This window comes from Glutamicibacter sp. BW78 (genome assembly GCF_002332245.1).
Classification (GTDB): domain Bacteria; phylum Actinomycetota; class Actinomycetes; order Actinomycetales; family Micrococcaceae; genus Arthrobacter_H; species Arthrobacter_H rhombi_A.
In genome coordinates, this window is the sequence record NZ_NRGU01000032.1 from 260095 (window position 1) to 272823 (window position 12729).

Genomic DNA, 12729 nt, shown 5'->3' on the forward strand with positions numbered 1-12729 from the left:
GTGGGGCGCATTCGTTGTGGCTAGTGTTTCGGGGGAGCGGATGACGACGATGTCATCTATAGCTGTCACGACACGCGATTGCCGACAAGTGATATATCAGGTCAGTCGAAACACTAGGATCATTGGTGTGAGCCAGTCAACATATGACGTGGTGGCGACCGGTGATCAGTACTGCAGGGGCCGCCCGGATAGGGTTGCAGGCAACATGCCATGGGAGGTGTTCACCGTTGAAACCGATGTCATCAGCAGAGCATCGTGGAACCGGGCCCTTATCCGGTATCCGCGTCGCCGACTTCACCCGCGTCTTGGCAGGGCCGCTGTGCACCATGTCGCTGGCCGACTATGGGGCCGAGGTCATCAAGATCGAGAGCCCTGCCGGCGATGAGACTCGGGCGTGGACTCCGCCGACCACTTGTGACGGACTGGGCACCTATTACGCCACCGTGAACCGGAATAAGTATTCGGTCTGCTGCGACCTGAAGTCAGAGGAAGGGTTGGCCCATGCCCGGGAAATCGTTGAGGGATGCGACGTCGTGGTGGAGAACTTCCGCCCGGGAGTCATGGCCCGTCACGGTCTGGACGATGCCACGCTACGGGCCCAACGGCCCGGCCTGGTCTACTGTTCCATCTCCGGATTCGGCGACGGCGCCGGAGCTGACCTGCCGGGCTACGACCTGCTCGTGCAGGCGTTGGGTGGACTGATGAGCATCACCGGCCAACCCGAGGGCGAGCCCTCCAAGGTCGGTGTTGCGCTCGTTGACGTACTCACGGGCCAGAACGCTCTGGCGGGAATCCTGCTGGCCCTGCGCCAACGTGATCAGACCGGAGAAGGACAGACGGTCACAGTTTCGTTGCTCTCATCCCTGCTGGCGGGGCTGTCCAACCAGGCCAGCAGCACCCTCGCCACCGGCACCTCGCCGGAACGGCTCGGCAACGCCCATGCCAGCATCGCCCCCTACGACACTTTCAGTACGCGGAACGGGAAACTAGCCATCGGTGCCGGAAACGATCGGCAATTCCTGGCCTTGGTCACGGAGCTGGGGTTACCGGAACTGGGCAATGATCCACGATTCTCCACGAACGCCCTACGGGTGGAGCACCAGGGCGAACTCAAGCGCGAACTCGAGAACGCCCTGGACGCCGACTCCGCCGCCGTCTGGCAGGACCGGTTGATGCGCGCTGGAGTCCCGGCGGGGAAGGTGAACAACATCGCCGAAGCCATCGAACTGGCCCAGAACCTCGGCCTGGAACCCGTTGTCTCGGTGGAGGACTCGGCCTCCGGGCGCCGTTATGACCAGCTGAGCAGCCCCATCCGCCTTTCGGCCACTCCGGCGAGCTACCGGATGGTCCCGCCGGCCCTGGGCGAACACCAAGCAGTCACGTTCACTGACCACTCGGCTGGCGTCACCTGAGGACCACCATGAGGGACTCGCCGCAGCAGGACGGCTGGCCTTCGACGGGGCGAGCGCGGCAGACTCGGGTCATGGATATCCTTTCGAGCCGCGTGCTCCTGCGCCCAGTGAACCTGCAGCAAACCCAGGCGTTTTATCGAGACGTCCTCGATCTGGGGATCGCCCGGGAATTCGGTACCGGAGAGCAGACGGGCATCGTGTTTTTCCTAGGCAACGGACTGCTGGAGGTCTCCGGTGTCAGGGAGTCGGGTGCGCCGTCGTCCTTGGTCCTGTGGCTGCAAGTGCGCGACGTCGTTGCCGAGCTGGAGCGGATCGCTGCCCGCGGCGTCCAAGCGGTGCGGGAGGCGCGTCAGGAACCGTGGGGACTCATCGAGGCGTGGGTCGAGGACCCCGATGGAACGCGGATTGTGCTGGTCCAGATTCCGCAGGACCACCCGATCCGGCGTGATCAGCGAGGGTTGTAGTACTACGACGGAACGTGGAAGCGATCTTTAGGCTCCGGCCTCGTGCTGCTGGGTTTACCCGAGCAGTTGACAAGTGCTGGATCGGTGGACGCGGTGCTGGCCGAGACTTCCTGCTCCGTTGCACTTGGTTCGTCTTTGGCTGTCCTGCAGCAGGCAACTCTTATCCGGAATGCTGCGCGGTGCCGTTGTCGGGACGCCGCCCCTCAAGCTGTGAGCGGAGGCTAGCCGCAGAGCAATTTGCGCGTATCTCGAATATTGGGCCAGTGCAGAGTCGAACCTGTGGCAAGCAAAGCCCTTCGCAGATTCGACCCTGTCTCGCTTTAGCTGACGGGATTCTGTCGTCGACAAACCGCTAGTGCGCTTGGTCCAGTAGTTGATGGTGTCAGCGAACCTAGGTGATGTTATTGGAACGTAGGGCAGAATCAATGAATAAGCGCCAGTTATGGAGTGCTGATGCGCCATTCATGAATTGAGGATCGATGCCTGCTATAAAACTCTCTGATGTAGCGCTGAGGGCACAAGTGTCACAGGCGACGGCATCTCGAGTGATAAACGGTTCGACGCGCAGACCCGCAGAGCACATAGCTAAGAGGGTTCGAGCTGCTGCTGTGGAGCTCGGCTATGTGGCGAATGCTCAAGCCCAGGCCCTCGTTCGGTCCTCAACTGGTTTGCTGGGATTGGTAGTGCACGACCTCGCAGACCCTTATTTTTCCACGATAGCCAGCGGAGTTCAGGCCGGCTCACATGAACACGGGAGTTTGGTCTTGGTGGCCAGTACGGGGCGTCACCCGGAGGGTGAAACTGAAGCTGCTGCAGCATTTGCGTCCTATAGGACGGATGCAATTATCTTGGCAGGGTCACGTGAAACTTCCGCGAACATAGGCCTCGAGAAAGTCCTATCTCGGTACATGGCCAATGGCGGCAAAGTAGTGACGATTGGTGAATCCGAGATCGAAGGTGTCCGCAGCATCCTCATGCCAAACCGGCGGGGTGGACGGGAAATCGTCAAGGTTCTGCTATCCAGGGGCATCGATCGTTTCGTGATCCTTGGTGGACCGAAGCACCTTAAAACGGTGAGGGACAGGGAAGCTGGATACCTGGAAGAGTTGGCCACCGTTGGGCTGATGCCGATCCTTTCTCTCAACGGTGATTTCACCAGGAATGGTGGATACGAGTCGGCCCACAGATGCGCTCAAATTCTTTTGGAAGCCGGAGAGCTACCTCAAGTCACTAGGGCAGATGCGGCCAAGGACGGTGGCCAGGATGTTCCGAAACCCGCTATCTGCCTCCTGGTCGGCAACGACATCATGGCCATAGGTGCCATTGCTGCCTTGCGTGAATTGGGAATCGATGTCCCGGAACAGGTTCAGGTCGTAGGATTCGACGATATTCCGACCCTGGGTGATTATTGGCCCGGGCTGACTACATATCGGTTGCCACTATCGAGTATCGGCGAGTATGCAGCGGCTTTCGCTCTAGCAGCCGAAGAGCCACGTCAGCCCCCCATCGCAGGGGAAGTCTTGGTAAGGGCTAGTGCCGGCTAAGAATACCCGCGCAGCCTGCCGCTATCCGCGATGATCGGGTAGGCCGTCGGGAGAATTTTTCGACAACTCGTTGACACGTGTCGTACCTCACTCTAAGTTGAATGCAACGGGAAAGCGTATTCCCAACTTTGACTTGACCCCCGGATGCGATCCGGCGGTCGCCACTTCGATCATGTGGAGAGCACCATGTCCCCTGCTGTCAACGAAGTCCGCTCGAGAACGACCAGCGGCGAACACGGCGTTCAGGTATCACCCAAGCTCCAATACAAGTCGGGATTCGTCTCGCGCTGGGTTACCGAGCTGTGGCGTCCAGCTGTGTTCGTTGTCGGGCTCGCCCTGGTGTGGTGGCTGGTGACAGCCCAGAAATGGGTAGAGCCTTATATTCTGCCCAGTCCTCAAGCGACAGTTAGCGCACTGACGGACAACGCCGCATATCTCACGCAGCACACAGGAATCACAACGCTGGAAACTGTCCTAGGCTTCATCATTGCGGTCGTGCTTGGTGAACTTGTGGCAGTCCTCATGGTCTACTCGCGGTCGATGGAAAAGACCATGTATCCCGTAATTCTGTTCGCACAGGTCATACCCAAAATCGCCATCGCGCCGCTCTTCGTCGTTTGGCTGGGGTTCGGAATCGAGCCGAAGATCTTGATTGCGGTCCTGATGGCGTTCTTCCCCATCGTCATATCCGGCATGGCCGGGCTTCGTTCCGTCGACCCGGAAATCCTTGAACTGACATCCACCATGGGTGCAAACCCGATCAAGACCTTCTTGAAGATCCGTTTTCCAGCTTCTCTGCCGCAACTGTTTTCCGGTTTGAAGGTCGCAGCCACCCTTGCGGTGACCGGTGCAGTGGTGGGCGAGTTTGTTGGTGCGAATGAAGGACTTGGATACGTCATTCTGCAAGCAAACGGAAATATTGATACGGCCATGCTTTTTGCTGCGCTTATCATCATGTCGGTTTTGGGCATCCTGCTTTTCGCATTGATCCAAATTGCCGAATGGTTCATGATCCCGTGGCACTCATCACGGCGCGCAAACGGCGCATCAACTACTGCATGATCCTGACTGTCGTACCAACCAAACATTGGAGAAGACCATGAAATTCAGCCACAAGAGACTTTTGGCAGTCTTGGCAGCCGGCACCCTGACACTTTCCGCATGCGGCGGTGCAGGATCTTCTGAGGCCGGAGGTGACGCATCGAACGGCGAAAACCAGGCTGTCAGCCTGATGCTCAATTGGTATCCGTATGGTGAGCATGCTCCGTTCTACTACGGCGTAGAAAAGGGCATCTTCAAGGACCACGGAATCGATCTGGAGATTAAGGCCGGCCAGGGCTCGACTAAGACGGTCCAAGCTGCTGGACAACAACAAGTCGACTTCGGTTGGGCAGATACTCCAGCGGTCCTGTCCAACATCGACAAGGGTGTCAAGGTCAAGAGTATGGGTGTTTACCTCCAGACGACCCCATCTGCTGTGCAGGTTTTTGCGGACTCGGGTATTGAAACCGCGGCCGACTTGAAGGGAAAAACCATCGCTGTCTCCGCTGGGGATGCTCCGACCGTCACCTTCCCACTTTTCTTGAAGGCTGCAGGCCTTCAAGAAAGTGACGTCAAGCAGCAAAACTTGGATGCTGCAGGGAAGATGGCAGCTGTGCTTTCGGACAAGGTCGATGGCTTGATTGGGTTTGCCCACGACCAAGGTCCGACGATGGCAGCCAAGAGCGGCAAGGAGATGCGGTACCTGCGCTACGCGGATGAAGGAGTCAACTTCTATTCGAATGGTTTAATCTCCTCCGACGCCTACCTGTCAGAGAACCCTGAGCTTTCTAAGGAGATGATGGCAGCAGTGTCAGAGTCCTTCGAAGCCGCAGTTGCGGATCCCGAGGCGGCCGCGAAATCAATGGAGGGGAAAGACCCTCAGATTCCGGCACAGCCGGTTGTCCTGGAGCAGTGGAAGCAGACCATCAAACTCCTGCACACCGACGCTACGGAGGGTATGGAGCCGGGCGTGAATGATTCGGCCGACTGGACGGCCACGATCAAGACGCTCTCTGATGCGGGCCTTCTCGAAGACGCCGGTAAAACGTCCAAATACTACGACTCCCAGTACCAGCCCAAGTGAATTCGGAGAACGACGTGACAGCAGCACTCCGTGAACGACCAACGTCTCTTACCAGGCCAGTGGTGTCCATCGAAAACCTGAACGTCACCTTTTCCTCCAAGAGAGGGCAGGTTACGGCTGTCGATGGTGTCAATCTAGATGTTGCCCAGGGTGAGTTCATCTCCATCGCTGGACCATCTGGTTGCGGCAAATCGACATTGCTTAAGGTAGTTGCGGGTCTGACCAAGGCAACCAGCGGTAGTGCCCAATTGCGAGGGAAGACCGTCCAGGGCCCGCGGCGGGATATTGGCTATGTATTTCAACGTGCGGCCCTCCTTGAATGGCGAAACGTCCGAGGCAACATCCTGCTGCAGGGAGAGATGCGTGGGATGGACAAAGCCAAGGCTGCTAAACGGGCAGACGAGCTAATCGAAATGACCGGCTTGCGAGGTTTCGAGAAATCACTTCCTCATGAGCTTTCGGGGGGGATGCAACAACGGGTGTCGCTGTGCAGGGCCCTCCTGCACGAACCTGACGTTCTCCTCATGGATGAGCCTTTTGGGGCTCTTGACGCATTGACTCGCGAACGGATGAACGTTGAGTTGCATCGGATATGGCGTGAGACTGGTACTACGGTCATTCTGGTGACACACTCCGTGGCAGAAGCGGTTTATCTGGCCAATAGGGTCGTAGTCATGAGTGCCCGTCCCGGGAAGATTTTAGAAACGCTCGAGGTGCCACTGGGTGCAGACCGGGACTACGCCGAAAGTATGGAAGACCCGGAATTTGTCCGAATTGCCGGGCGCGTGCGGGATCTGCTCGGTGCCTCGCATGCAGGCGACTGAGGTTACCTTCGAATAAATTGGGCACGAGCGTCGTCCGCATCAGTGCTGGATGTGGCGGAGCCGACTTTGTCGGTTCCGCCATTTTCGTGCTCAGGCTGTCCGAGGGCTTGCACCATTCACTATTGGATTCGGCAAGTGATTCGCTGCGTTGGGTGTTCGGTCCGTCTCCTGTCCGGTTCATTCTCTGCCTGAGTCATAGGCTCGATGGAGACGATCGACAGGAGAATCTTCTTCCGCGGGCCGCCGTCAGTGACCGAGACTCCACCATGGAATGCCAAGGAATCCGCGGATCCGGCGACGGGCACGACGTCGAGTGCGTCGTGGGTTAGTTTGGGGATCCGAAGGCTCCATAGGGCCGAAAGTGATCCGAACCGGAATCGATAGAGGCCAAGATGCCGCGGAATGTTTCTTCCAAGGCGATGGCCCGAAAGGCCTGGTCCTGAACAATCAGGTCATGGCACAGCAGGTCGTGCAGGGCGTCGAGCGTTTGGGTGCAATGCGCGAGCTGCTCGTCCTTCATATCGTCGTCCTCGCAGCCATGAACCGCCTGAACCTTGCGGAGATCGCCGATCCGCCCGATATCGAGGGCTTCGACGTTATCGATGAGCAATAGCTCGTAGAACCGCCCTTCAGGCCCCAATTCGTCGCATTCGTCGGCCTCGGTGATCGCCAACCCGAGGGAGATCTCGCCGGGCAGGATCACGAAGTACTGTCCTTGAAGGCGTCGTGCCGTCCCGACCTGGCGCCAGACGAGGCGACCCTGAAGGGTTTGTTGGTGCACGACATCGACCAGCTCATGCCATTGAGGAGCGTCGAAGTCGAAGTGTCCGTGAAATTCGCCCCCACCGAACTCCCGAACAGAGAGATACTGATCGATGGAATCGCGTCCGTGGATGGCGTCCATCAGCTGACGGAACGTGATGTCGGCATTCTGCTGTGCCCGCAAGCGGCGGGCGGCAGCAACCGTTTCCTGTACCGTCTGGTGCAGCACTTCGAGCGGAACAAACGGGTCGGTGTTGGTGCCGTTGGTGCGAAGGGTGTCAACGAACTCCTGTCCGCTCGGATCCCGAGTTCTCACGCACAGTTCGACGGCATTTTCGGCGGCGAGGCTGCGGACGGAGAACCGCATCCGGCTGGCCTTGAAATGGCAGCTATAGCCCCATTCCCACTCCGCGTCGTCGCCTTCCTCATGGGGGAACCAGACCACCCACTCCGTGCGTGTTCGCTCGATCAGTTCCCCCACGATGTCCCGCCAATGCGCCGTTTCGAGGCTGAGCATGATTCCTCCTTCGTTGCCCGTCACTTTCGAAGGTAGTCATCACGACCGACAAGTTGGATCGGTCGTCATCCAAACATGGCAGGACGCCGGAAGTCAGAGACGGTTCCGGCGTCCTGCCGCTTATTTTGTGGGCGGGGTGGTGCGTCTACTTCGTGGCGTCGACCGTCAGCAGGGGTGCGAAGAACGCTGCAAGCTCGTCGGTGGCGGTCAGCGGCAGCACGTTGGCCACATACTGGTCAGGCCGCACGACGACGATGGCTCCGTCGCGGGACACTCCGCGCTCGACGAAAATGTCATCCTCGGGCACGACGCCGAAGACCTTCTCCAAGTAGTCGAGCTTGAACGGGCCGACCTTGGGCTTGAAGACCTTCGGCACGGCATTGATGTCGATGTCCTCATGGCGCTGCTGGTAGATGACACGCACATCGAACCAGGCGTCGAGGTCCATCCCCTCGGGGGTCGCCGCCAGCGGGGAGTCGGATGAGGTGGCCAGCCACTCGGCCAGCTCAGTGGTGGGGGAGTCGGCCCCTGCGACGGCCTCGTCGGCGAAGACGTAGATGCGCCAGCGGCCATCCGCGGTGGCCTGGTGACCCAGGTGGAGCGGGTTGGTATCGCAGACCCGGGAGGCCATGGCCGATTTGAAGCGCTTGCCCACCGGGTAACCGGTGGCCAAGTCCTGGTGCGTGGCCTCGCCGGTGACCACCGAGGGGGCATATTCGGTCATGAAGCCTGCGGGGAATTCGGCGGTGGCGACGTAGAAGTCCTCGAGGTCCGAAGGGCTGTCGAATTCCTCCGGCTTCTTCGCCATCATGGTGGACCATTCCTTATCGAAATCGATGAGGTTCTTGGCCACGACCTGGCGTTCTGCCGAGTAGGTGGAGAGCAAGGCCTCGGGGCTGCGGCCCTCCAACACGTGGGCGAGCTTCCAGGCAATGTTGAAGCCGTCCTGCATTGAGACGTTCATACCCTGTCCGGCCTTGGCCGAGTGGGTGTGGCAGGCGTCGCCGGTGATGAACACGCGGGGGGTGTCGATGCCGATCCGCTCGGGGGCCACGTCGTCGAACCGGTCGGTGAGTCGGTGTCCGACCTCGTACACGCTGTTCCAGGCGACGTGGCGGACATCGAGGGTATAGGGGTGCAGGATGTCGTTCGCCTTGGAGATGACCTCCTCGATGGAGGTGGTGCGGACCTTGCCATGGTCATCCTCGGGCACCACGCCCAGGTCGACATACATCCGGAACAGGTGCCCGCCTTCGCGCGGGATCAACAGGATTGATCCGCCGTCGTGCGATTGGATGGCGCATTTGGTGCGGATATCGGGGAAATCGGTTTTGGCCAGGACGTCCATGACGCCCCAGGCGTGGTTGGCCTTGTCCCCGGCCATGGTGCAGCCGATCGCCGAACGGACCTTGGAGCGGGCGCCGTCGCAACCGATGACGTATTTGGCGTGGACGATCTTCTGGGAGCCTTCGTCCTCACCGGCGCTGCGCACCAGGGAAACCTTGACCGGGTAGTCGCCGTCCCCGGTGACCTCGAGGTCCTCGAACTCCCAGCCGAAATCGGGCGTCAACCGGGCGGGGGCGTGGGCTGCGACCTCGGCGAAGTAGTCCAGCACCCGGGCCTGGTTGACGATCAGGTGCGGGAACTCGCTGACGCCCGTGGCGTCGTCCACGGCGCGGCCGCCCCGGTTGATATGGGTGGGGTTCGTTTCGTCGGGGCGCCAGAAGGCCATCTCGGTGATCTGGTAGGCCTCGGAGGTGATCCGCTCGGCGAAGCCGAAGGCCTGGAAGGTTTCGACGCTGCGGGCCTGGATGCCATCCGCCTGCCCGATCTCCAGGCGGCCTCCGCGGCGCTCGATGATGCGGGTGTTGATGTTCGGGAATTCGGCCAACTGGGCTGCGGCAAGCATGCCGGCGGGGCCGGAGCCGACGATGAGCACATCGACCTGCTCGGGCAGCTCCTCTGGGCGGTCGACGCCAACGCCTGCGGCGGCCTCGATACGCGGGTCGCCGGAAACGTAGCCGTGGTGGTGGAACTGCACGGGATGTCCTCACTTCGTTGTGCTGATCGTCTGAGCGTGTTCTATATTTGAACTTCATATTCGATAGTTGAACACGCAATCTGCTGGACACTATACGGGGAGTATGACGTGGCTAACAAGTGTTGGCCACTCTTTTGTCTCGGAAGGCCGCGCTGACCTGTGCCTCGCTGACGTTCGGTACACCCGAGCGTGTTGTGGTAAATGACGGGTGGACGGCAGGTGAAGTATCCTTGAACGGATGGCCTAGCATCACTAGGCTACTTTTTGCCCGAAAATGGGTTGGATGTCTAGGGTGATCGGCCAACGCGCGGGCATCTGGAATGCGAGGTGTGCAGCTATGTCTTCTCCGATTGTTCACGTGACCCGCCGGGCCGGTGTGGTCGCCGGACGGATCCTGATCTATGCCCTGATCTTCGCCGGACTCTCATTGCTCTTCGCCGCCATCGGCATTCGGGTGTTCTTCGGGAAGATCTCCGTGGGGCAGATGCTGCTGAACCTCGTTTCCGTGGAGACCGACGGAGGCGGCGGATCCCTGGTGTGGATCGGCATCCTGTTGGTCGTTGTCCTGCCCCTGCTCATCACGGTCGGGATCGCCTTCTGGCACTTCACCCGGTTGCGCAAACGCTTCCGCAACCCCTCCGAGCCGCGTCAGCAGCGCTCGCCGTGGATCGTCCGGACCGTCTCCACCGTCGCGGTGGCCGGATTGGTCGTGGGCGGAACCACTGCCTTCTCCACCACCGTCGGCATGGCCGACTACATCAAGTCCGGCAACTCCCAGTACGACATCGATGACTACTACGCTGCGCCGACCATCACCAGCGATAAGGACCAGCGCAACCTGGTGGTGATCTACCTCGAATCCGGTGAGGCCACCCTCGCCGATGACCAGCTCTTCGAGAAGAATGCCTTCGAGCCCTTGGAGGATGTCACCCAAGCCAAGGACGGCTGGCAGTCCGTGAAGGACTTCCAGCAGTACGACGGCGGTGGCTGGACCATGTCGGGCATCACCTCGACACAGTGCGGCATCCCGCTGAAGGGCATGGACTCCGCTGTCGGCAGCGGCGCCCTCAATAAGCTGGGCAGCGACGTGGAGTCCTACCTCGGAGGAATCACCTGCCTGGGTGACGTCTTGGACGAGCACGGATATAAGAACGTCTTCCTCGGCGGTGCCAACGGCAAATTCTCCGCCAAGGACACCTTCCTGGAGGGCCACGGCTACTCCGACGTCAAGGGTCTGACCGACTGGCGTGCCGCCGGTGAACCGCAGAGCCACTTCCGCAGCGACTGGGGCCTGAGCGATAAGAGCCTCATGGGCCACGCCAAGAACGAGATCGACGAACTCCACGCCGAGTCGAAGAAGTCCGGCCAGCCGTTCAACCTCTCCATGCTGACCCTGGATACCCATGAGCCGGCCCATATCTACGACTACTGCGATCAGGACACGGAGAGTGAAGTGACCTCGATGTTCTTCTGCTCCATGACGCAGGTGGCTGGATTCGTGGACTATATGGAGGAGAAGGGTTACCTCGAGGACACCGCAGTGGTGATCATGGGCGACCACCTCAAGCACATGGGCGGTGGCGATGCCTTCCACGAGGAGCTGGACAACCACCCGAACCGCACCATCTTCAACCGGTTCTGGATTCCGGGCGATGATAAGAAGACCAAGCTGCGCCCCCGCGTGGACCAGCTGAATATGTACCCCACGCTGCTGGAGGCCGCCGGCCTGAAGGTGAAGAAGCACGAAGCCGGACTGGGTGTCTCGGCCTTCACCAGCGCTATCCCGGAGGACTCGGCGCAGGCCATGGACCCCGATGCGTATATCGACCTGTTGCGCTCACGTTCGGCACGGTTCTTCGCTAAGGCCTGGGCCGGGGCGGATATCCCGAAGGAGTAACACGCGGACCCGGGGCCGGCCACTGGCCGGACCCGGGGGCTGCTCCGTCTTAGCGCCAGCCCAATTGTGGGGCGACATGCTTCAAAATAGACTCGATGACGTGCGCGTTGTAATCGACGCCCAACTGGTTCGGGACCGTCAGGAGCAAGGTGTCCGCGGCGGTCACCGCCTCGTCCTGCGCCAGCTTCTCGATGAGTTCCTCGGGGGAGCCGGCGTAGGAACGGCCGAAGATGGCACGCGTTTTCTCATCGATATTGCCGACCTGGTCTGAGCTGTGGCGGTCGTGGCCAAAGTACTGCCAATCTCGCTCCTCCGTCAGCGCGAAGATGCTGCGGCTGACCGAGACGCGGGGCTCCCGTTGGTGCCCCGCTTCCTTGAACGCCTGCCGGTAGAGCTCGATCTGCTCGGCCTGCTGGATGTGGAAGGGTTTGCCCGACTCGTCGTCCTTGAGGGTCGAGCTTTGCAGGTTCATGCCCAACTCTCCCGCCCAGACGGCGGTGGCGTTCGAACCCGACCCCCACCAGATGCGCTCGCGCAAGCCCGGGGAATGTGGTTCCACCCGGAGCAACCCGGGAGGATTGGGGAACATCGGATGCGGGCTGGGCTCCGCGAAACCCTCACCGGTGAGTACCTCGAGCAGGCGCTCGGTATGACGGCGGCCCATCTCGGCGTTGGTTTCGTTCTCCAGCGGTGAGAAGCCGAAGTGCCTCCACCCGTCGATGACCTGCTCGGGGGAGCCCCGGCTGATACCCAGTTGCAGGCGTCCTTGGGAGATCAGGTCTGCGGCCCCGGCGTCCTCTGCCATGTAGAGGGGGTTCTCATACCTCATGTCGATCACCCCGGTGCCGATCTCGATCCGGCTGGTTTTCGCCCCGATGGCGGCGAGCAGCGGGAACGGGGAGGCGTATTGCTGGGCAAAGTGGTGGACGCGGAAGTAGGCGCCGTCGGCACCGAGTTCCTCCGCCGCGACCGCGAGGTCGATGCCCTGCAGGAGAGCATCGGAGGCGTTGCGGGTGGCGGACTGGGGGTGGTCGGTCCAATGACCGAAGGACAGGAATCCAATGTTCTTCACGGTGGTATCAACCCGATGGCGGAGTGTCCTATTCCTGCTGGATCGGAGAACGGAAACCCTTCGGCGACATT

10 protein-coding genes are annotated in these 12729 nt (G+C 60.5%); 7 read left to right on the plus strand and 3 right to left on the minus strand.

Annotated elements, in window-relative coordinates; genetic code table 11:
* Window positions 1-236 precede the first annotated feature (236 nt).
* From CIK75_RS09920 to CIK75_RS09945, 6 genes are all read left to right on the plus strand, one after another.
* On the plus strand, window positions 237-1412 hold the full coding sequence (locus CIK75_RS09920; protein WP_096224000.1) for a CoA transferase: 1176 nt from the start codon (window positions 237-239) through the stop codon (window positions 1410-1412).
* 71 nt (window positions 1413-1483) lie between these two features.
* Window positions 1484-1876: a VOC family protein gene (locus CIK75_RS09925; RefSeq protein ID WP_096224064.1), complete on the plus strand. Its 393-nt coding sequence runs from the start codon at window positions 1484-1486 to the stop codon at window positions 1874-1876.
* 479 nt (window positions 1877-2355) lie between these two features.
* On the plus strand, window positions 2356-3420 hold the full coding sequence (locus tag CIK75_RS09930; RefSeq protein ID WP_096224002.1) for a LacI family DNA-binding transcriptional regulator: 1065 nt from the start codon (window positions 2356-2358) through the stop codon (window positions 3418-3420).
* A 186-nt stretch (window positions 3421-3606) separates the two neighbouring features.
* On the plus strand, window positions 3607-4482 hold the full coding sequence (locus CIK75_RS09935; RefSeq protein WP_096224004.1) for an ABC transporter permease: 876 nt from the start codon (window positions 3607-3609) through the stop codon (window positions 4480-4482).
* 37 nt (window positions 4483-4519) lie between these two features.
* Complete coding sequence (locus CIK75_RS09940; RefSeq protein ID WP_096224006.1) at window positions 4520-5545, plus strand: ABC transporter substrate-binding protein; 1026 nt, start codon at window positions 4520-4522, stop codon at window positions 5543-5545.
* A gap of 62 nt (window positions 5546-5607) precedes the next feature.
* Window positions 5608-6369: an ABC transporter ATP-binding protein gene (locus tag CIK75_RS09945; RefSeq protein ID WP_241895391.1), complete on the plus strand. Its 762-nt coding sequence runs from the start codon at window positions 5608-5610 to the stop codon at window positions 6367-6369.
* 325 nt (window positions 6370-6694) lie between these two features.
* Here the strand turns inward: CIK75_RS09945 and CIK75_RS09950 are convergent, their stop codons facing one another.
* Window positions 6695-7648, minus strand: a complete 954-nt coding sequence (locus CIK75_RS09950) for a hypothetical protein (protein WP_096224009.1) — start codon at window positions 7646-7648, stop codon at window positions 6695-6697.
* Window positions 7649-7793: 145 nt separating this feature from the next.
* A complete protein-coding gene (locus CIK75_RS09955; protein ID WP_096224010.1) occupies window positions 7794-9689 on the minus strand; it encodes an FAD-binding monooxygenase in 1896 nt (631 codons plus the stop codon).
* A gap of 337 nt (window positions 9690-10026) precedes the next feature.
* Here CIK75_RS09955 and CIK75_RS09960 point away from each other — a divergent pair, with 337 nt between their 5' ends.
* Window positions 10027-11586 (plus strand): LTA synthase family protein, encoded by a 1560-nt coding sequence (locus CIK75_RS09960; RefSeq protein WP_086996108.1) that lies wholly within the window; start codon window positions 10027-10029, stop codon window positions 11584-11586.
* 49 nt (window positions 11587-11635) lie between these two features.
* Here the strand turns inward: CIK75_RS09960 and CIK75_RS09965 are convergent, their stop codons facing one another.
* Window positions 11636-12658, minus strand: a complete 1023-nt coding sequence (locus tag CIK75_RS09965) for an LLM class flavin-dependent oxidoreductase (protein ID WP_096224012.1) — start codon at window positions 12656-12658, stop codon at window positions 11636-11638.
* Window positions 12659-12729 lie beyond the last annotated feature (71 nt).